The organism is Vibrio brasiliensis LMG 20546 (assembly GCF_000189255.1).
Classification (GTDB): domain Bacteria; phylum Pseudomonadota; class Gammaproteobacteria; order Enterobacterales; family Vibrionaceae; genus Vibrio; species Vibrio brasiliensis.
This window is the reverse complement of sequence record NZ_AEVS01000090.1, coordinates 72,522-91,924: the sequence shown is the minus strand read 5'-3', so window position 1 is coordinate 91,924 and position 19,403 is coordinate 72,522. Positions and strand designations below refer to the sequence as shown.

17 protein-coding genes and 1 pseudogene are annotated in these 19,403 nt (G+C 47.2%); 4 read left to right on the top strand and 14 right to left on the bottom strand.

Annotation, left to right across the window (positions count from 1 at the left end; genetic code table 11):
* Window positions 1-204: 204 nt before the first annotated feature.
* Both RH46_RS17865 and RH46_RS17860 read right to left on the bottom strand, forming a co-directional pair.
* Window positions 205-1,800: a BCCT family transporter gene (locus tag RH46_RS17865; RefSeq protein WP_006880924.1), complete on the bottom strand. Its 1,596-nt coding sequence runs from the start codon at window positions 1,798-1,800 to the stop codon at window positions 205-207.
* Between the two features lie 138 nt (window positions 1,801-1,938).
* A complete protein-coding gene (locus tag RH46_RS17860) occupies window positions 1,939-4,434 on the bottom strand; it encodes a bifunctional diguanylate cyclase/phosphodiesterase (protein ID WP_006880923.1) in 2,496 nt (831 codons plus the stop codon).
* A 295-nt stretch (window positions 4,435-4,729) separates the two neighbouring features.
* Here RH46_RS17860 and RH46_RS17855 point away from each other — a divergent pair, with 295 nt between their 5' ends.
* Together RH46_RS17855 and RH46_RS22385 are read left to right on the top strand one after the other, a co-directional pair.
* Entirely contained in the window at window positions 4,730-5,665 is a 936-nt protein-coding gene (locus RH46_RS17855) for an endonuclease/exonuclease/phosphatase family protein (RefSeq protein WP_040896167.1), read from the top strand.
* A 101-nt stretch (window positions 5,666-5,766) separates the two neighbouring features.
* Window positions 5,767-5,913 carry a hypothetical protein gene (locus tag RH46_RS22385; protein ID WP_006880921.1) on the top strand — a complete coding sequence of 49 codons (147 nt, stop codon included), beginning with the start codon at window positions 5,767-5,769 and terminating at the stop codon, window positions 5,911-5,913.
* An 80-nt stretch (window positions 5,914-5,993) separates the two neighbouring features.
* Here RH46_RS22385 and yghU read toward each other — a convergent pair whose 3' ends face one another.
* A complete protein-coding gene (gene yghU, locus RH46_RS17845) occupies window positions 5,994-6,854 on the bottom strand; it encodes a glutathione-dependent disulfide-bond oxidoreductase (RefSeq protein WP_006880920.1) in 861 nt (286 codons plus the stop codon).
* A gap of 197 nt (window positions 6,855-7,051) precedes the next feature.
* Window positions 7,052-7,699, bottom strand: a complete 648-nt coding sequence (locus RH46_RS17840; RefSeq protein WP_006880919.1) for an HAD family hydrolase — start codon at window positions 7,697-7,699, stop codon at window positions 7,052-7,054.
* A gap of 263 nt (window positions 7,700-7,962) precedes the next feature.
* On the opposite strand from RH46_RS17840, the pseudogene RH46_RS17835 reads away from it, so the two are divergent.
* Window positions 7,963-8,862, top strand: a pseudogene (locus RH46_RS17835) (NAD(P)-dependent oxidoreductase); the annotation flags it as partial.
* 248 nt (window positions 8,863-9,110) lie between these two features.
* On the opposite strand, the gene RH46_RS17830 reads toward RH46_RS17835, so the two are convergent.
* The 9 genes from RH46_RS17830 to RH46_RS17790 all read right to left on the bottom strand — a co-directional run bounded on the left by RH46_RS17830 (window position 9,111) and on the right by RH46_RS17790 (window position 17,541).
* The gene (locus tag RH46_RS17830; protein WP_006880917.1) at window positions 9,111-10,142 is read right to left on the bottom strand and encodes an NADPH-dependent curcumin/dihydrocurcumin reductase; all 1,032 of its coding nucleotides are present in this window, start codon (window positions 10,140-10,142) and stop codon (window positions 9,111-9,113) included.
* Between the two features lie 75 nt (window positions 10,143-10,217).
* Window positions 10,218-10,802 carry a TetR/AcrR family transcriptional regulator gene (locus RH46_RS17825; protein ID WP_006880916.1) on the bottom strand — a complete coding sequence of 195 codons (585 nt, stop codon included), beginning with the start codon at window positions 10,800-10,802 and terminating at the stop codon, window positions 10,218-10,220.
* An 82-nt stretch (window positions 10,803-10,884) separates the two neighbouring features.
* Window positions 10,885-12,582 carry a sensor domain-containing diguanylate cyclase gene (locus tag RH46_RS17820; RefSeq protein WP_006880915.1) on the bottom strand — a complete coding sequence of 566 codons (1,698 nt, stop codon included), beginning with the start codon at window positions 12,580-12,582 and terminating at the stop codon, window positions 10,885-10,887.
* Window positions 12,583-12,744: 162 nt separating this feature from the next.
* Entirely contained in the window at window positions 12,745-13,059 is a 315-nt protein-coding gene (gene yqfB, locus RH46_RS17815; protein WP_006880914.1) for a N(4)-acetylcytidine aminohydrolase, read from the bottom strand.
* Window positions 13,059-14,255, bottom strand: a complete 1,197-nt coding sequence (locus RH46_RS17810; RefSeq protein ID WP_006880913.1) for a DEAD/DEAH box helicase — start codon at window positions 14,253-14,255, stop codon at window positions 13,059-13,061. The genes yqfB and RH46_RS17810 overlap by 1 nt, the downstream gene beginning before the upstream one ends.
* Window positions 14,256-14,334: 79 nt before the next feature.
* On the bottom strand, window positions 14,335-14,772 hold the full coding sequence (locus tag RH46_RS17805; RefSeq protein ID WP_006880912.1) for a hypothetical protein: 438 nt from the start codon (window positions 14,770-14,772) through the stop codon (window positions 14,335-14,337).
* Window positions 14,773-14,780: 8 nt separating this feature from the next.
* Window positions 14,781-15,248: an OsmC family protein gene (locus RH46_RS17800; protein WP_006880911.1), complete on the bottom strand. Its 468-nt coding sequence runs from the start codon at window positions 15,246-15,248 to the stop codon at window positions 14,781-14,783.
* 135 nt (window positions 15,249-15,383) lie between these two features.
* A complete protein-coding gene (locus RH46_RS17795) occupies window positions 15,384-17,063 on the bottom strand; it encodes an RluA family pseudouridine synthase (protein ID WP_006880910.1) in 1,680 nt (559 codons plus the stop codon).
* A 76-nt stretch (window positions 17,064-17,139) separates the two neighbouring features.
* Window positions 17,140-17,541 carry a hypothetical protein gene (locus tag RH46_RS17790; protein WP_006880909.1) on the bottom strand — a complete coding sequence of 134 codons (402 nt, stop codon included), beginning with the start codon at window positions 17,539-17,541 and terminating at the stop codon, window positions 17,140-17,142.
* Window positions 17,542-17,712: 171 nt separating this feature from the next.
* Between RH46_RS17790 and RH46_RS17785 the strand changes: the two genes are divergently transcribed.
* A complete protein-coding gene (locus tag RH46_RS17785; RefSeq protein WP_006880908.1) occupies window positions 17,713-18,582 on the top strand; it encodes a LysR family transcriptional regulator in 870 nt (289 codons plus the stop codon).
* Window positions 18,583-18,625: 43 nt separating this feature from the next.
* Here the strand turns inward: RH46_RS17785 and RH46_RS17780 are convergent, their stop codons facing one another.
* A complete protein-coding gene (locus RH46_RS17780) occupies window positions 18,626-19,399 on the bottom strand; it encodes a siderophore-interacting protein (RefSeq protein ID WP_006880907.1) in 774 nt (257 codons plus the stop codon).
* Window positions 19,400-19,403 lie beyond the last annotated feature (4 nt).

Here is a 19,403-nt window from a genome sequence, read left to right as displayed (position 1 = left end):
AGAATCTTCGGTCTTTAGCAGATCTTTATATCAGTGTAACCAATAGTGTTTAAAGTAACACTTTTGTCACGAATGGTTAAACAGTAAAAATGCAAAGATATATTCCATATATGAAACAAACGGGCTACAGATTAAACAATTAGTGTATGAATAACAAACAGCCCGGATTGCTGCGCTAGAGCGAACCGGGCTGCTTGTATAGGGCTAAATAATGCCTTGATCCCTTGCCATTTGGTTGGCGATAGCAGGTGCTTTCCATAGGCAGGGTAGCAGGATCAGTGATACCGGAACTGCAGTGATGACGATAAATGACTGCAGAGCAGAGATACCACCGGAGCCCATTGAAATAAGAGCGATAGCAACCACACCCATCATGACTCCCCAGAAGGCACGCATCGCGGCACTTGGCTCTGAAGAACCTGTGATCACGACACTAATGGTGTAAGTCATTGAATCACCGGTAGTAACAATGAATGTAGTGGTCAAGATCAGAAACAGTACTGAGATTAAGGTCGCCATAGGCAGCTGTGAAGTAATCGCCAGTAACACTGCGGGTAGGTTGAAACCTTCGAACGCCGACGAGATCAGACCCGGGTTGTCCAGTTCATAAGCTAAGCCACTACCACCGACAATGCTAAACCAGAAGCAGGTGATAAGTGGAGCGGCAATACTGATGGATAATATCAACTGACGAATCGAGCGTCCGCGAGAAATTCGGGCGATAAAAATGGCCATCATCGGGCCATAACCGATAAACCAGCCCCAGAAGAATACTGTCCACCAGTTAAGCCAGCTGGTATCTGTGCGATACAAGGCCATTGGAAAGAAGTTGTCGACCATGCGACCGACGCCCTGCACATAACCATCAACGATAAAGCTGGTTGGTCCGAAAACCAGGACATAACCGATAAGCAATGCAGCAAGAATGATGTTGTAACGGCTAACAATCTGGATACCTTTACTGACACCACTCAGTGCTGACAAGGTATAGGTAGCAATGGCGAAGAGAATCACCAATGTCTGAGTGGTGAAATGGTCCCCAATACCAAAAAGAGCGTTTAAGGCATAACTGATCTGTAAGCCGAGGAAGCCAATCGGACCAATAGTGCCAGCAGCAACGGCGATCACACTGGCTGAGTCGGCAAGATGACCAATCCAGCCATTGATTGCTTTGTCGCTAAAAACCGGATAGAGCAGGGTGCGCGGCTTAAGTGGCAACCCTTTCTCATAGTGAAGATGCATCAGGACAATCGTTGACAGGCAGCCAAGGATCGCCCATGCAAGAAAGCCCCAATGCATAAAAGATTGTGACAGGGCATTGATGGCCGCTTTATGAGGAGAGGCTTCACCATAGAGGGGCGGTGCTGATACAAAATGCGCTATCGGCTCTGCAGCAGCCCAAAATACGCCTCCACCTGCAAGTAGGGTACACAGCACGATTGAGAGCCACTTAAAGGTATCAATCTCAGGTGTAGACAGACCGCCTAAACGCACGTAACCCGTTCTGCCGAGAGCAACAACTAAGCCAATAAGGAAGTTAAGCAGTAACAGTACTTGCCAGAAAGCGCCAAAGTAGCGCGTAGCCAGAGTAAAACCTGTGTTTACCCAGCCAGATAAAAGAGTCGGGTCAGTCAGTGCGAGCAGGACGAAAGCGGCCAGGAAACTGCCGCTGATCCAGAATACTGGATGATTAAGATGGAATTGCTTGAATATTGAGGCGAATGGAGTGCGGGCGCTAGTTGCAGCTTGGATAGTCCCGTGGTTTGAGTGGCTATCGATGGACTGCGTCAAATTAGACATTAAAAAGTTCGCTATTTTGTAGTCAATACAAACGTACTGACTGATACATTTCCCTCACTCCGTTTCATAAGAATTGTGAGGTGTGTCAAAAAGCGACGTATCCTAGCACACTTTAAACGCAAAATCGCAGCTTAGACTTCAATCGTTAACCTCATCGGCTGTAAAACCATATTTCTCAGCCAATTGATCTGCGCTAATCGGGCGCTCAATCAGATAGCCTTGCAGCACATCACATCCATACTCTATCAGAACTTTCCTTTGTGCATCGGTTTCAACACCCTCTGCGACAACTCTCATCTCGGCAGAACGGGCGATAGCGAGAATCGCTTTCACCAGGGAGTCACTCTGTTCAGAGCTAAGCATCTTGTCGACGAATACCCGGTCAATCTTGAGTTCATCGAGTGGTAGGTTGCTCAGGTAACTAAGCGAAGAGTAACCGGTACCGAAATCATCCAGTGAAATGGTAAACCCAAGCTCTTTTAACTGGCTGATGATTGGCGTTACCTTTGGCAGGTCGGTGATCAGTACATTTTCGGTGATTTCCAACGTGATCCTGTGGGTCGGTAGTTGGTGCTTGGCCGTGGCTGCGAGTAAATTCGGGATCAATTGTTCGTTCATTAACTGCATCGGCGAGATATTAATCGACAACATCAAATCGTGATGAGGAGAAGGGAACAACTGACTGAACTCTTCGCATGAGCGGTTGATTACATAGTCACCGAGCTGGTTGATCAAACCAATTTCTTCGGCAAGAGAAATGAATTCTAATGGCGATACATGACCAAGCTGGCTATTGTTCCAACGTAACAGACTCTCTACGCCATACAACTTGCCGCTCTCAGCACAAACCTGAGGCTGATAAACCACGGACAGTTCACCACGATCAATGGCGCCGCGTAATTCGCGCTCCAATAAGAAGTCATACTGAACCTGCTTGTTAATGCTGCTGTCAAAGAACAACACGTCCCCTTTCTGGCGCGCTTTTGACTTGTAAAGTACGATGTCGGCTTTGGAAATCAGCTCTTCAGGCTCATTACCATCTGAAGGGTACATGGAAACGCCTATCGAACAGCTGGCAAACAGGACTTTTCCGTCGATAACAAACTGTTGTTTAAACACCTGCTTGATACTGTCGACCTTAGATTCTGTTTCAGCCAGATTAGTTAAGCCGGAGAAGCAAAAGATAAACTCATCGCCACCAAAGCGAGCGACGTAGTCGTTTGGACCCAGGAAAGCTTCAAACTTTTTACCTATCTCACTCAGCAGTCTGTCTCCTGCAGAATGGCCGTATAAGTCGTTAACCTTTTTGAAGTCATCAAGGTCAACAAACATCACGGCCAACTGGCAACAGGCTTTCTCGGATTGCTTGATCCCATCGCTAATATGTTGATGTAACTGAGAGCGATTTGGCAAGCCAGTCAACTCGTCATGAGCCGCGATGTATTCGAGTTGATCTTTGGTTGACTGCAGATGTTCGAAATCATGATTGATGCGCTTTTCAAACTTTTTAAATCGCTTAGCGATCAGGCGACTTAAGCCAATGGAAAACAGTGCCACTATGCCAGTTGTCAGTAGGCCTATCGCCAATAATTGCTGTAGGGTGCTGCGTTGCTCGGCTTTAGCTTGTTCTTCCACGGCAGATAAATAGCGCTGATTTATCTGGTCGTATGTGCCCGCGCCAATTGTCCATTTCCAGGTAGGATCCTGAACTACGTAGCTGGTTTTAGCATAATCCGTCAGATTGTCAGGCCCAACATTAGCGGTATAACGGACAAACTCTTTGTCGGCATTCATTAGTGCGGTGACACCTTGCAATGATTCAGAGCTGTCGAGGTTATACGCGTTCTTGCCCATGATTGATGGATCAATATGTGAGAGGATGGTACCGTCGTTTTCAATGACAAACACATAACCAAACTGACCAAAGCGCAGATTTGTCAGCCACTTTAAAACGGTATTTTTGATGTCGTTTTCTACATCGACAACATAGTCGCCGGTGCCGATAAACCAGTCATAAGGTTCGAAGTACTTACCAAAGCCTACCTTCTCAAACTCTTTGTTTTTATTGTCTGGTTTAACAAACCACCAACGATAAAAAGCTTCACCATCTTTTTTTACTACTTCGCCCATTTCACGCACGATATAGCTGCCGCGAACATCTTTAAAGTCCCACAGCGAGGTGCCTTCAACGCGAGGAAGCAGTGGATGCATGACGTTGAGGCCATCGGTTTTGTAGATAAAGAAGTAACCCCGACCTTGATTAAATCGGATGTCACGCAAGGCATCAGTGATGAGCTTGGTCACTGTTGCTTCGGGCAGGTGTTTATTGTTTTCGTAGATCCGGGTCGCGATGTTGTGCGCTTGGTAGATCTGCTCTTTGATGGTGCTTTCCAGTTGCGCTTCGGTTTGTGCCCGAGCGTAACTGATCTGCTGCTCAACGTATTCTACCCGACTGGTCAGGGTCGAATGCTGTTGTTGCTCATGCTCCTGGCGCAGGGCACGAAGCTGTTCCTCGGAGTTTAGAATGACATCTCTGGCGGTAAGGAATACCCAGAATAGGGTGAAGACAGCGACTATGGAAGCTGGAGCATAAGTAATTAAATTTAACAGCTTTTTATCCGTTAGCTTAGTCATGTAACTCCGCAAGTTCCATCTAGAGAAGAGGTTAGATTATAGCAATTGGCCGATGAATTGTTAGCAATATCAGTGGATCTTATTGCCAATATTAACAATGTGAGATCTAATCGTATGTATTAGGTTGCACTGCGATCTAGAGTAATAAGAACTAGTTTGCATGGATATGCAATATTTCTTATTGCTAAGACCTTAGGTGGAACTCATGTGTTGGTTATTTTTAATCTAGGCTAACGGAGAATTATGACATCTTGAACCATACTTGACTGAGATGGCTAATGAGGTGCTTAGATTGATAAAACGTAGCTTAGTCTGGTTATTGGTTTTTAGCCCAACGTTAGCTTGGGTTGGTTTGTCGTTTTACGAATCGACTTGGTGGATAGAAAATATTGTCGCCTTCCCAGCGGTGTTTTTAATTCTTTACTGGGTATTCGCTGCGGCGTTGTTATTAACAAAGCAATGGGCGCCGGGGCTGGTGAGCCTGGTGCTATCCGGTGTCTTTTTCCTGCTTGCTCCTAAATCACATCATACATTGGTTGCCAACTGCGTTAATCCCATCACAGTCAGTCAGTTTAATCTCTATTACGGCAACAAGGACATTAATGAGTTTATTAATCGACTGCTGTCTGAACCGAGTGATTTGGTGGTATTACAAGAGGTAGCGCCAGAGATAGGTGAGAAGCTGAAAATTCTGGATGATATCTATCCCTATTACTACGGTGGTCAGGAGGGGGTCGGTTACCCCTCTAGTCAGATGATACTCAGTCGAGCGCCACTCACCGATGTGTCTGTTTATATGACTCCGGATCAAGAAGCGATTATCCGTGGGGTTTGGCAGCCAAATAAGCACACAGCCATGACTCTGATTGCTGCCCACCCGCCGTCGCCAAGGACCAAAGAGCTATGGTATCGACGTAATGCGTTGATAAGGACCATTGAGTCGATTATTGAACTCTATCCAAGTGATGAGATATTGGTGGTCGGAGACTTTAACCTGTCGGCAGTCAGCTTGAGGTTTGGTCAGATTTTACCGAGTTTTCAAACCGTTCCAGTTGCGAGTTGGCCAAACTGGGCAAGTCAGGTAACCACTCCGGATTTCTCAATGATAGCCATTGATCACTTGTGGCTGAAATCTTCATTTGCTGGCAGACGAATTTGCGAAAGGCGTAGCATAGCGCGCCCTAATGGCTCGGATCATAAAATGGTTATCACCAAAATAGGCTATTTGTAACAGGGAGAGGGTGAACTGAGTAAAGGGTGTATTAAAGTTGAACTCAAATTAACCAGTCTATAGAATTGCCGCTCCTTAACATCTCATCCGTTTGAGGATTTATGAACAGTGCACAAGTTGCGGCGTCATATTCTACGGTTGTTGTTTCACCGAAGCGTGAAGTAATGATGCGTGAATTCATGGCGTTAGCAAAAATGGCATCGGCGATTGCCTTACCATTTTTGCTGTTGTCTCTGGCTTGGATCTAAATCAGAGCATACGACACAAGGATGTGTACTTTTTCACCTGACTGATTTATTCACTCACCCAACCCAAGTCTTAACGGACATTATTCAGGTTTAAGTGCCATCACTTTATCAATGTCTTCAGCACTGTGACGCTCTAGCACCTGTTCCCACTCTTCACCAAATGGTCGGTTAACAATACGACCACGCTGAACAGCTTCACGCTCTGCAATCTGTTTTGCCCAGCGTACGACGTTTTCATAGCTTTCAACCTGTAAAAACTCGGCGGCATCGTACAGCTTGCCCAGAACCAGATTGCCGTACCATGGCCAGATCGCCATGTCTGCAATGGTGTACTCTTCTCCCGCGACAAAGGTATTGTTAGCCAATTGCTTGTCCAGTACATCTAACTGACGTTTTGCTTCCATCGCAAAACGGTTAATCGGGTACTCTTGCTTCTCATCTGCATAAGCGTAGAAGTGGCCGAAACCACCGCCTAGAAATGGCGCAGAACCTTGTGCCCAGAATAACCAGTTGAAAGTCTGGGTTCTTGCCGAACCACTTTCTGGCAGGAACTTGCCAAACTTCTCTGCTAAATGGACCAGAATTGATGCAGATTCAAATACGTTGACTGGAGTTTCACCAGAGTTATCCACCAATGCAGGGATCTTCGAGTTAGGGTTAACCGCAACAAAGCCTGATGAGAACTGGTCAGATTCACCAATCTTAATCAGGTGCGCATCATACTCAGCTTGTTTAATACCCAGTGCGAGTAACTCTTCTAGCAGAATCGTGACCTTTTGGCCGTTAGGAGTACCTAATGAGTAAAGCTGCAAAGGGTGCTCTCCAACAGGTAACTCTCTGTCAAATCTAGCCCCAGAATCAGGTCGGTTAATGTTCGCCCATTGATTTCCTGAACTAGGTTCGTTTTGCCAAACTTTTGGTGGTACGTATTGGTTTGTCATTGTCGTTCCTTATTTGGATTGCGTTCAATAGATTAGATTGGGACTACTTTAGAAGATAAAAACCCGTGACATCAAACTATTAATAGAACGCTTAGTTATTGAAAATCGGTAAAGGGTATAAGGAAACGATAAGGGAGAAGTCGGGCAGCTATCCGGGGAACAATCGTGAGTAAGCGTCTGCTTACCCACGAATTTCATTATTGCTGTTTCAACTGAGCCAGAACCTGACTCAAAGAAGGGACGATTTGATGACCAAGCGCTTTGACTTCTTCACTTGGTTCAACCAGATCTGGGATCTGGTAGGTGGTCATATTGGCGGCTACTGCGCTGCGTACACCGTTATTGGAATCTTCAAATGCGAGGCAGTTTGCCGGGTTTACGCCTAGTCGTTGTGCCGCGAGCAAGTAAATCTCAGGATCGGGTTTGCCATGAGATACTTCACAGCCACAGGTTAGATTGTCAAAATAGTGGTCAAGACCGGCTAATTTTAGTTTGAATGTTGCAACATCGCGATGGGTTGAAGTGGCGACAGCAATGGGCACGTTATTCTCTTTCAGCCAGCTCAGCAGCTCAATCACCCCTTCTTTTAGCGGGATCGCCTGATGCTTAACAATCGCGTTGTAGTTGACCCGCCATTCGTCATGCACGGTTTCATAATGCTCTCCGTAGGCCTGACGAAATATCTTTTCAATCGTGGCTGAGTTGCAACCAATGATGGAAAGGTAAACCTCTTCATGAAAAGGTTGATTGGTGGTAGCACATGCTTGTTTGAATACGCGCATGCAGACACGTTCCGTGTCGAGTAGAAGGCCATCCATATCAAAGATAGCGGCTTGAAATTTCATGTGACAACTTATTAAACACAATGGTAATAGATTTGATTCTGGCACAATTAATTCAGCGAGTAAAAGAGCAAATCAATGAGATTTAAGGTATTTCCATCTCACTGCCTTTGAGCGATAACTCAAGTTGATAGCTGGTATTAGTAATGTAAGGCTTGGCGAATTGATTTGTCTTGAGGAATCGGGCTCTGATTACCCGGTTACACCATAGGGGCACGATATGTGGTTAATTTGCGCGCCATTGTTTAGTACACTGGCAAAACAATAAGATAAAACAGAGAGATGAAGTCATGAGTATCAAAGTCGCCTTCGTAGGTTTGGGTGTGATGGGCTACCCAATGGCTGGCTACCTGAGCAAAGCAGGCTACCAGACCCGTGTTTACAACCGTACCTTTACTAAAGCGCAGCACTGGGCAGAGGAATATCAGGGCACTGCTTGTGATACGCCAAAGAAAGCAGCGCAAGATTGTGACATGGTATTTGTCTGTGTCGGCAACGACGATGATGTGCGCAGCGTTGTTTACGGCGATGATGGCATTCTGGCTGGTCTGAAGCCGGGGGCAGTGTTGGTTGATCACACCACCACTTCTGCGGAATTAGCGATCGAATTGGCTCAGGCTGCAAAAGAGAACGGCAATGCCTTTATTGATGCCCCTGTCTCTGGTGGGCAGGCTGGTGCGGAAAATGGTGTTCTGACTATCATGTGTGGTGGCGAACCGCAGGTGTTCGATGAGGTAGCTCCGGTAATGGACGCTTACGCTAAGCAGAGTAACCTGTTTGGTGAAAACGGTCAGGGACAACGTTGTAAAATGGTCAACCAGATTTGTGTTGGCGGTGTGTTACAGGGGTTGAGTGAAGCCATTCTACTCGCGCAGAAAACGGGCCTTGACGTTGAGCAAGTGGTCGATACATTAAAGCACGGTGCAGCAGGCTCGTGGCAGATGGAAAACCGCGCTGTCACTATGTCTAATGATCAGTTTGATTTTGGTTTTGCTATCGACTGGATGCGTAAAGATCTCGGCTTTTGCCTCAAAGAAGCTCAGCGCGTTGGTATCGAACTGCCTTTAACTCAGGACATTGATCAAAGATACGCGGAGCTGCAAAAAGAAGGCTATGGCCGGATGGATACCTCTGTTCTGATCAAAGCGCTTGGCAAAAATCAGTAAAAGATAAACAGCTCTTTGGTGTCGAACAGTTTAAAAAAATCGAAGTTTTTCATTGTTCATTCCTCGCTAGTGGTACAGGGAAAGAGTGCAATACAAGTGTGATATGCACCTTGGCTCTTACCTGTTACATAGATAAATTTAGTGCAACTTATCCGATTTTGCCAATTCTGAGCGCGAGGAAAGTTCGCCATATACAAAAGGGCCTACGCTTGTAGGCCCTTTATTTTTTGGTCAACGATCGATAAAACTTAAATTGGCTGGTTGGTTTGTACCACTAGCTTGCCGAAGTTCTTACCCTCAAGCAGACCGATAAAGGCTTGTGGCGCATTCTCCAGGCCCTCAACCAGATGTTCACGGTAGTGAATCTTGCCTTCTGCCAGCCACTGACCCATTTCAGCGGCGAACTCGCCGTAGCGGTGTGCATAGTCGTCGAAAATGATAAAGCCCTGCATCTTGATACGCTTAATCAGCAGTTGTGCCATCAGCATCGACATGCGATCCGGACCTGCCGGAAGCTCAGTGGCATTGTATTGCGAAATCAGACCACATAACGGGATACGAGCACCTGTATTAAGAAGTGGCATTACCGCATCAAACACCTTACCACCGACGTTTTCGTAGTAGATATCGATTCCCTGATCACAAGCTTTAGCTAACTGCTCGGCGAAATCGTCTGCCTTATGGTCAATACACTCATCGAAACCAAGTTGTTCTATAGCGTAGCGACACTTCTCCTCACCACCCGCGACACCGATGACTCGGCAGCCTTTTAATTTACCAATCTGGCCAACCATTGAGCCCACGGCACCCGTCGCGGCAGCAACAACCAGAGTGTCGCCTTGTTTTGGCTGGCCGATATCAAGCAGGCCCATATAAGCTGTAAAGCCAGGCATACCCATCACACCTAATGCGTAAGATGGGTGAGTGGGTGCTTTGCCCATCTTGATCAAACCTTCACCATCAGAGATACCGTAGTCCTGCCAACCTGTGAAGGCGAGAACCCATTCGCCCACCTCATAGTCTGGGTGATTAGAGACTTCAACCTGACAGACGGTGCCGCCAACCATAACCTCATCGATGGCTACCGGATCAGCATAAGATTTTGCATCGCTCATACGTCCGCGCATGTAAGGGTCGAGAGACAGGTAGACGCTGCGAAGTAGCATTTCACCTTCCGCAGGGATTGGCTTATCGACGCTTTCCAGACGGAAGTTGTGATCAACAGGTGCACCTACCGGCCTTGAAGCGAGGACGATGCGGCGATTTGTAGAGTGAGTCATAATGATTCCTTATTATTAGACCAGTCGTCTAGTGAATATTTCAAAAAATCCCGCCATGGTGGGTGGCGGGTTGTGTTAGTTATCTAACAGTTGCTGAGTTGTGACGTAGCAAAGTTCTAGGTTGCTCGCATCCTGATGAAGTTTGTTGAGCAGACTTGCACCAAGCCATTGCTGATAGAGCTGACGTGCCGTCTGGTTGGCGTCATGGCACTTAATCGAGCCGTCCTCAATTCCTGATTCGATGCAGCGGGCGATCAGGCTGACGATCTTATCGGCTCCTGTCGCCAGTGTAGTGCGCATTGACTCAGACAGATCCGATACTTCGGCACTTAGCTTAACCACCAGGCATTTATTAGCATTACAGACTCCGTTATCCACATCCAGCCAGCGCGAGAAGTAGTCAAGCAGACGCTGACGAGCTGTTACATTATTGCTTGATAACAGCGTATCAACACGGCTGAGGTAGGTTCTGAAATACTCTTCAATAAGCGCATCGCCGAACTGCTCTTTTGACTTGAAGTAATGATAAAAAGAACCTTTCGGTACATCGGCGCTTTTAAGGAGTTCGGATAAGCCAACCGCAGTGAAGCCTTTGGAGACCACCAGTTGGTAGCCCACTTCGAGTATGTGTTGGCGAGTGTCTTGGGTTTTTGCGTTCATGGCGATACTATATTTTAAATTAGACCAGTCGTCTAGTCTGTTTTCTACGATGGATTGCACAGGTGCTATATTCGCTTTTGATTCAAGACTTTAACGGCATGATATCACTGACTGAGGCGGCGGGTTTGTTTTGGCCTGCATTGGAGTGAATCGCCTGACTACGTCCTTGATCTTTGGCTTGATACAGCGCAGTGTCCGCAGCTTTAACCAACTCAGCCGTTGAGGCATTTAACTCGGGGTAGGTTGTTACACCAATCGAGACGCCTAACTGGCCAAGCGATAAGCCTTTCATATCAAGATGTAGCTCACGTACTGATTCGACGATCTGCTCAGCAAGCGTTAATGCCTCCACTGCTGGCGTGTCGGGGCAGATAATCGCCAGCTCTTCGCCACCGAGACGACATGCAACATGGGTATCTGTAATCGACTGTTTGAGCAGCGATGAGACTTCTTTCAGTACGTAGTCACCAGCATCATGACCAAAGTTATCATTGAAACGCTTGAAGTGATCGAGATCGAGCATAAGGAGTGACAACTGGGTGCTGTCCTGTTCCGCTTTTGACCACTCTCGGTCAAATACTTCTTCGAAGTAGCGACGGTTGAAGAGTCCGGTCAGCGGATCGCGCATGGCCTGTGAACGTAGTTTTTCTTGCAGACTCAGATTCGCCAGGGCTAAACCTAGGTGTTCGGCAAGGGTGAAGGCGAGTTGTTTGGTTTCATCACTGACATGACTGTTGTGCTGACCAAAGTAAAGATGGAACATACCCACGGTATTGCCATGGGCAGTCAGTGGTACGCACAAGGTGTTGCCATCGCCATCAAGGTGGCTCATATGACTGCAAACTAAGTGGTGGTGCTTTTCGTGGGAGAGATGGAATTTACCCTTACGCAGTGCCCAGCAATCATTTGGAGTATACACAGTGCTGGCAGGCCAGGTGCCACCCCAGTCAAGTTTCACTTCTAACTGGTTACGCGATTCGCGCATGATAGAGACGCAGCCGTTAATATCACCCAGAATACGTGGAATGATGTCGGCAACCACGACCTGAGCCTCTTTAATGCTGTTACAGGCTGCCAGCATATTGGCGAGCTGATGGAGTAGTTCAATCTCACGGGTACTTTTGGCGATGCGTTCTTCCTGTTGTTGCCTCTCATGACTGACCACAGCAAAGATACGGCGGTGACTGAACCAGGATGAACAGATCAGTACGGCAAATGAAGCGCCCATCAACGCATAGACAATCAGTTCAAGATCGCTGGTCATGGCCACCAGTGCGGTAAGAGGCATTGCCAGTCGAATGACGTATTGAGTGTCATGACCGTGTTCATCTTCAGGCAGGATCAGTTTTCTCGCGACGTAGAGCATATCCTGATCGATGGAAGAACTGTGGCGTTTTGAAATCCCGATCCCAGACACTAAGGCGTCGGCCACTTCTGCGCGTGTACTGTGGTCATCCAAGCCTGAGATCTCTCGGTTAGAAAGCTGCGAGTCGCCCAGTACTTTACCACTGCTATGAATGATGGTCAGGCGCTGTCCGACACGAGACTGTGAAAGGTTGTCAATAAAGGCGTCGATATCGGATGGCGCCATATCGTAAAGGTCGAGTTGCTGTTCATGGATCTGGTGCGCGACATCATCCAGTACTCTCGACATGTAATCACTGACGATTTTTTTGCTCCAGTCAGCGAGCGTGTTATGAAAGAAATACCCACCAACAAGCATCGACAGGGCTAGGGCGATAATGGGCAGATATTGGAATCTATTCACTGAAGCTGACATTGATAAATCCACACTTTGTTAATGGTTAATCATTGATTTTGATTGATTTAGTAAGTGTAGATGGTGAATGGCGTATCAGGGAGAGAGAGTAAGAAAAAAGTCAAAGTTGCACTGAACTTTGGAACCAGCCGCAGAGGGTATTGACCACCTGCGGCGGGAGATTTAGACGAGTTGATAGCTGATCTCGAATAGGGTATCAGTATCAGGGTAGATTTCACGGATTAGCGTCTTAAGCTTTGGCAACTCCATATATTCCTGCTCGGCATGGAACTCATTGATGTCGTCAAAGTGCAGAGGCTTCACTGACAGGATCTTAATGTTACACACCTTTTCATCGGTCTCCAGAGTGAAGACTTCTACTTCTGTTCCCGGCACGTAGTGTGACTCAGACTCATCACGGATAGTAATAGTCTTCTTTCCCGCCACGATTGAAGGCGTCAGGAACTCAAAAAACGTAATCTTGGTTGGTGCGCTCATTAGTCTTCCTTGTTTTGGCGTTTATGCTTCGGCACATAGTTAAGGATTGAAATTGGTACTGGCTTACGAGGTTCGAAACCTTCAATCTCGCGACGTTCAATCAGATGACCTAAACGTGATTCGATCATGCACAGGTTCTTAAAGTTATCTTTGGAGACAAATGAGATAGCTTCGCCCGACGCGTCTGCACGACCTGTACGACCAATACGGTGAACGTATTCATCCGCGGGGAATGGCAAGTCGTAGTTGATCACGCGTGACAGGCCCTCAATGTCGATACCACGGGCGCCAACACCAGTGGCGATCATGTATTTAATCTTGCCTGCTTTAAAGTCTGCCAGTAGCTGTGAACGTACTGCCTGGCTTCGTCCGCTATGGAAAGCCTCGGCAATGATGCCACGTTTTTCCAACTGGGAAGCCAGTTTCGCTGCGCCGTGTTTGGTCTCAATGAAGATCAGTGCCTGATCCCAGTCATTCTCGTTAATCAAATGGCTAAGTAGCGCCGATTTCTTATCTTTATCGACCGTGATTAACCACTGCTCGATGTTTTTCTTAGACGCTTGATTGGCTGCTATTGAGATCTCATAGGGATCGTGAACCGCTGTTTTCGCCAGATCACGGACCTTGTTTGACAGTGTTGCCGAGAACAGCAAGTGCTGGATATCCGTAGGCAAGCGGTCAAGGATCTTGTTGATGTCTTCAATAAAGCCCATATCGAGCATGCGGTCTGCTTCATCAAGAACCAGTACTTCAACTTCATCAAAGTGAACAGCACGCTTGCCATACATATCAATCAAGCGACCAGGTGTAGCAACCAGAATGTCGACACCGTCAATCAGAGCTTGTTTCTGGCTCGCTTCATCCACACCACCGTACATGGCCAGGGAGGTTAAAGGCAGATTTTTGCTGTAATCCTGAACTTTCTGTTCTACCTGAACCGCAAGTTCACGCGTAGGTGCAAGAATAAGTGCACGAATACGTTTTTTACGCTGGGTTTCACCTTGGCTAAGCTTTTGCAAAATAGGCAGAACAAAGCTAGCGGTTTTACCTGTACCCGTCTGAGCTGCCGCGATGAGATCATCACCACGCAAGATCACTGGAATAGCTTTTTGTTGAATCGTCGTTGGTTTGCTGTAGCCAAGTTGAGAAATCACATCAGTGATAGGCTGGCTAAGACCAAGTTTAGAGAATGGCATGATTACACTCAGGTTCTTTATTGAATGGGGTTGTTACCCTTAATTGACGCTGAGTGTAGCATGAAGCTGAGGTTTTTGATTAGCTTTGTTTATCCAGATACCAACTCCCTTTACACGGACCGTTGGTTAAGTGCCATTTTCCCTGAATTCGATTTTTGCCGACAGTAGCAGTAAATCGATAATCCCATTGCCTGTTGGTCGCAAATAGAACAAGTTGATCTGACTCGGCATTCACCCAACCTTTAAGCGGAGTGCCGTTGTAGGTTAGGGTTAGTTTGGCGAATCCATCATTGATGGTTCCGGTTATTGTGGTACGTTCACACATGTTATTGCCGCTGACATCAATGCGACGTCCTACCCATTCACCATCATAATTAGTCGATACTGGGAACGACGCTGATTGAGGCAGTTTGGGAAATGAATCAGGATCACCAGAGCCAAACAACTGGTACTGCTGACCTATGAGGATGAATAAACCAAACCCAACGAAAATAACCACCAGTGCTTTGTTTTTCATCGCTGCACTCACACCCTTATTTCGGTGGTGATCTCTGTTTTCACTGAGTTAGCAATGAAGCAATGCTGGTGGGCAAGGTGATGCATTTTTTCCAATTGCTCATAAGTAGGCTGCTTGTCACCAATAAAGGTAATATCAGGTCGCAGCGTAACCTTGGTGACCGAAGTGTAGCCCTGAGCGTCATCTTCCATCAGGCCAATCGCGTGGTCTGTGTATGAGTCGATGACATAACGACGCTTGGCCGCAATACCGAGAAATGTCAGCATATGGCAGCTAGAAATCGCAGCGATAAAGGCTTCTTCAGGATCGACATTTTCTTCAACTGAAAGGGGCAGTGGCACGACATGAGGAGAGGATGAAGCAGGGACGACAACACCGCCATCAAACTCCCACGTATGGCCTCGACTGTACTTATTATCGCTAAAAGGCTCTTGCTCGCCACGTTGCCATTTTACGGTTGCGCTGTAGTCAGACATGTATGCACCTTCCTTGTAGGCATAGATTAAAGCCCTGTATTACACTGAATGCGCTGACTCTTGAACCCTTGTCTGTGAAAATCCCGACCCGACTCACAGCAATCGTAAACGAGTCGGGCTCCGGGGAGAGAGTAACTAAAATTCTGCCTCGGCAGAGAAAGTCAGTCGCTCTTTACTGTATGGGTGTTCAAATTCGAGCCTCTCCGCGTGCAAGTGCAGGCGGTCCGCTTTTTCGCCGTATAGGCCGTCTCCGACCATAGGGAGATCTAAGCCAAGGTGATGGGCACAGTGGACTCTGAGTTGGTGAGTTCGGCCTGTTTTAGGGTAGAGATAAAGCTTACTGCGACCGTTAATGGTAGAAATCTTTTCCCAATAGGTTTCGGCAGGTTTGCCATGTTCAAAACAGACTAGCTGACGAGGGCGGTCTACCGGGTCGCCACGCATCGGTAATTTGATCTGGCCGTTTTGTTGTTCAACTTCGCCTTCAAGCAGAGCGACGTAGCGCTTTTCTACACTGCGGGAGATAAACTGTTTCTGCAGGCTTTTGTTTGCCCGTTTGGTGAGCGCAAACACCAGCAAGCCAGAGGTCGCCATATCCAGTCTGTGGATCACAAAGGGGCCTTCGACATCAGGGTAACGCTGCTGTAAACGAGTGTAGGCCGAGTCCGTAATGGTTTTACCCGGAACTGAGAGCAGTCCGGAAGGTTTATTGACGACTACCAGGGCATCATCTTCAAATAGTATTTCCAGTTCTTTATCTTCAGCCCAGTTCTCTTCCAGTGGATTATCATCGACCTTAAGACCCTGCAGCATATGACCAAGGATTGGCTGACATTTACTGTTGCACGAAGGATAAAACTGTTGGTGTTGGCGGATCTCCGATTTTGGCGATACACCCCACCAGAATTCAGCGAGAGCCAGTGGTTCAAAGCCGTGCTTGAACGCATAGTGCAACAGTTTTGGTGCTGCGCACTCACCAGCACCTGCTGGTGGTGTTGGACTGGTTGTCGGGGCGAAGATCGCTGCCAGAGACTGCTCTTCTCCGCGTCCATTTAGAAAACGGTATTGAGCGAACAGTTTATTCTGCAGGGCATTGGATAACTGTTTGCGCTGCTGCTTGAGTTGATTGAGGGATGAGAGCAGAACGTCTAGCTCAGCTTTAACGGCCGCGATCCTCTCTTCCCACTCCAGCTTGAGATACTTCAGAACATTCTTTTCTGCGACACTCTGTTTGCTGAGGTCAATTAACAGTGCATCAAGCGCTGTTTTGTCCAGAGTCTGCTCACCATGTTCCCGTTGTGCTTTGCGAGCTGCACGGCCAGCAATAATGGCTTGGCGCTGAGTGTGCTCTTCATCCTGATAGTCTTGTTCTAACTGATTTAACGCTTGTTTAAGCTGCGCTAGTCTTGGATTGGATTGCTGCTCTTTTACTGCGCTGTTGATCTCGGTAATACAGGCCAGATCAGAGCGGAAAAAGCTCTCTTCCGTCAGCATATCAAACACTGGTGGTACAAAGCCTGGTAATAGGTTTTTATCCGCGATCTTGCCCGAGAAGGCTGACAAAAAGCCAATCTCGCCCTGAGGAGATTTAACCAGCAGAACTCCAAACATCTTGCCTGTTCCAGCTTCATTTCCGTCGACACCAAAGTCATGTTGCCACTCTTGTTGGGTCGTCAAATGTTGCTGCAGTTGCTTAGCAGCCAAAACACACAGAGGGTGGGGCTGATAGTAAAACGGGAAAGTGAATTTCTCAGGTAGTGAATAGTGATCAATATCAGAGGTAAAGCGGGTAAACAGGTTTTGAGGGTGGTGCATCAGGGTATTCACTACAGGTAAAATCAACTGGCGTGATTTTACCTGTTTGTGACGGGATTGCTAGCGTGGAGAGTCGCTAGCGGATGTAATTGATCGCGGTGCTGATATACCAGTGCTGGACTGTGCCGTCAGGTCGCTCTACCCACAGGTCGTTATCGAGATGCTTTACTCGGCCATTAATGGTCAGTGAGATTTTATTGTCATCCACCTTGGCCACTTTAATAAATGGATCTGAAGTGATCAGAAAGGGCTGCGCATCTTTGACTGAAGTTGTCTGGTCGATAAGGAAATAGTGATTAAGTTTACCGTCTTGTGGGTCAGTAGAGATTGCTTTGTGGCCTACCAGTTGAAAGCCTTCTCCAACAGGCTGATTAAGGATTTCACTACCAAGGCGGACATGAGTCGGAATGAAGACCCAAGCCAGTACAAGCGTGACTGCCAGCACTACCAAGCCAAATGAAAGTTTTAATTTAGACATTCTCAGTCGCTTAATGATTCGGAACAGGCGGTCACTTTAGCACAATCTTAGGCTCGATTTTATAATCTGGGTCAGGCAGAGCGTGGAATTTATGTGATCGATTATTGCAGCGACTATTACCTCTCTGCAATAATCGACGGATAATCCCGATTGAATATTACAGAGTAGCAAATGGCAAACTGGGAAGGGGTCAGTGAATTCGTGGCGGTTGCTGAAACTCAGTCTTTTACTGCAGCGGCGAGTAAACTCGTCACATCCGTAGCGCAGGTTAGTCGCCGGATCTCCTCACTTGAAGAACGTCTGGCGGTCAAATTATTCAACAGAACAACTCGTAAGGTGTCGCTCACCGAGGCTGGTCAGGTTTATTACCAGCAGTGTAAGCATCTCGTCGAAGGGTTAGAGTTGGCAGAATTGGCTGTGACGCAAATGCAGTCCACGCCAAAAGGTCTGCTCAAAGTGACGGCGCCTGTGACTTTTGGTGAGCAGAACCTCGCGCCGTTATTACATCAGTTTCTTGAACAACATCCGCAAGTCGATCTGGATTTAATGCTCACGAACCAGAAATTGGATTTGATTGAGATGGGCTTTGATGTGGCAATCCGCCTTGGTCGTCTGCAAGATTCGAGTCTGATTGCAAAGCGCTTATCTAGTCGCCAGTTGTATGTTTGTGCCAGCCCAGATTACCTGGACAGGTTTGGTGAGCCGCATACCTTATCCGAACTCAGCCATCATCAGTGTCTGGTTGGTTCTGTCGATTACTGGCGTTTCAGGGACGCGAAAAGTGAAAAGTCGATCCGAATTTCTGGTCGCATTCACTGTAACTCGGGTTATGCGTTACTTGATGCGGCTAAACGAGGCTTAGGTCTGGTGCAACTGCCGGATCATTATGTACAGCAAGCACTGGATGAAGGTGAGTTGGTTGAGGTGTTAACTGAGTATCGCGATGAGCGGGAAGGGATATGGGCTTTGTATCCACAAAACCGAAATTTATCACCTAAGGTACGTTTGTTGATAGATTTTCTGGCTGAAAATTTGGCTTAGCGCTGAGGATTGAGGGAGCGTACTCCCTCAAGATCAAGTGGCATTACGCTTCGTGCAGTTCTGCGTCCTGGCGTTTAATTACTTTATGGCCATCTTCAGCTACCCCTTGTTTCCAGTAGCTACTGATGTAAATGTTTTCGCGCTCTACCTGCTGTTCATTTCTGAAGTACTGACGCAGTGAGCGCATCGAGTCGAACTCACATGCACACCACACAGAGACCCTGCCTTCCAGCCATGGCAGTGCACGAACTGCATCAGGCAGTTGTTCACCTTCGAAAATCCACTTAACTTCAAAGCCTTGTGGTGCCTCGATTGGTTGTATGTCTTGCTCTGAAATAACTTTAATTACAGCGTAGCCCTTCGCCTCGGCAGGTAAACGTCGGATCTTCGCTGATAAGGCAGGCAGTGCGGTCATATCCGCAGTCATAAAGAACCAGTCCGCTTCCATATTCATATCTTGGATCGAACCCGGTCCGGCAATAGAGATGGTGTCACCCACTTGAGCGTTCATTGCCCAGCGAGCCGCAAAACCGCATTGCATGTCGTCGGTAATATGCTTAACGAAATCGACTTCGATTTGAGCCGAAATTGGATCAAACTTACGAATAGTGTAAGTGCGCATCACCGGTCGCTCGTCGTCACTTAATGTCGCCAGATCTGTACCACCGACTGGGGTGAACAACAGCTTAATGTAACTGCCTTCACAGTTGGCTGGGAATTCACTTAGCGCATCACTGTGCAAAGTGATGCGCTGCATGTTTGGGGTAATAGTTTCGGTTGAACGAATAGTAACTTGTCGTGGTGATGGCTTTTTCATGTAT

Excerpts from the sequence above, each read along its gene's own strand:
- RH46_RS17780 (WP_006880907.1), bottom strand. The coding sequence starts at position 19,399 with ATGAAAAAGCCATCACCACGACAAGTTACTATTCGTTCAACCGAAACT.
- RH46_RS17860 (WP_006880923.1), bottom strand. The coding sequence starts at position 4,434 with ATGACTAAGCTAACGGATAAAAAGCTGTTAAATTTAATTACTTATGCT.
- RH46_RS17790 (WP_006880909.1), bottom strand. The coding sequence starts at position 17,541 with ATGTCTAAATTAAAACTTTCATTTGGCTTGGTAGTGCTGGCAGTCACG.
- RH46_RS17840 (WP_006880919.1), bottom strand. The coding sequence starts at position 7,699 with ATGAAATTTCAAGCCGCTATCTTTGATATGGATGGCCTTCTACTCGAC.
- RH46_RS17785 (WP_006880908.1), top strand. The coding sequence starts at position 17,713 with ATGGCAAACTGGGAAGGGGTCAGTGAATTCGTGGCGGTTGCTGAAACT.
- RH46_RS17800 (WP_006880911.1), bottom strand. The coding sequence starts at position 15,248 with ATGTCTGACTACAGCGCAACCGTAAAATGGCAACGTGGCGAGCAAGAG.
- RH46_RS17810 (WP_006880913.1), bottom strand. The coding sequence starts at position 14,255 with ATGCCATTCTCTAAACTTGGTCTTAGCCAGCCTATCACTGATGTGATT.
- RH46_RS17795 (WP_006880910.1), bottom strand. The coding sequence starts at position 17,063 with ATGCACCACCCTCAAAACCTGTTTACCCGCTTTACCTCTGATATTGAT.
- RH46_RS22385 (WP_006880921.1), top strand. The coding sequence starts at position 5,767 with ATGAACAGTGCACAAGTTGCGGCGTCATATTCTACGGTTGTTGTTTCA.
- RH46_RS17820 (WP_006880915.1), bottom strand. The coding sequence starts at position 12,582 with ATGTCAGCTTCAGTGAATAGATTCCAATATCTGCCCATTATCGCCCTA.
- RH46_RS17830 (WP_006880917.1), bottom strand. The coding sequence starts at position 10,142 with ATGACTCACTCTACAAATCGCCGCATCGTCCTCGCTTCAAGGCCGGTA.
- yqfB (WP_006880914.1), bottom strand. The coding sequence starts at position 13,059 with ATGAGCGCACCAACCAAGATTACGTTTTTTGAGTTCCTGACGCCTTCA.
- RH46_RS17825 (WP_006880916.1), bottom strand. The coding sequence starts at position 10,802 with ATGAACGCAAAAACCCAAGACACTCGCCAACACATACTCGAAGTGGGC.
- RH46_RS17865 (WP_006880924.1), bottom strand. The coding sequence starts at position 1,800 with ATGTCTAATTTGACGCAGTCCATCGATAGCCACTCAAACCACGGGACT.
- yghU (WP_006880920.1), bottom strand. The coding sequence starts at position 6,854 with ATGACAAACCAATACGTACCACCAAAAGTTTGGCAAAACGAACCTAGT.
- RH46_RS17805 (WP_006880912.1), bottom strand. The coding sequence starts at position 14,772 with ATGAAAAACAAAGCACTGGTGGTTATTTTCGTTGGGTTTGGTTTATTC.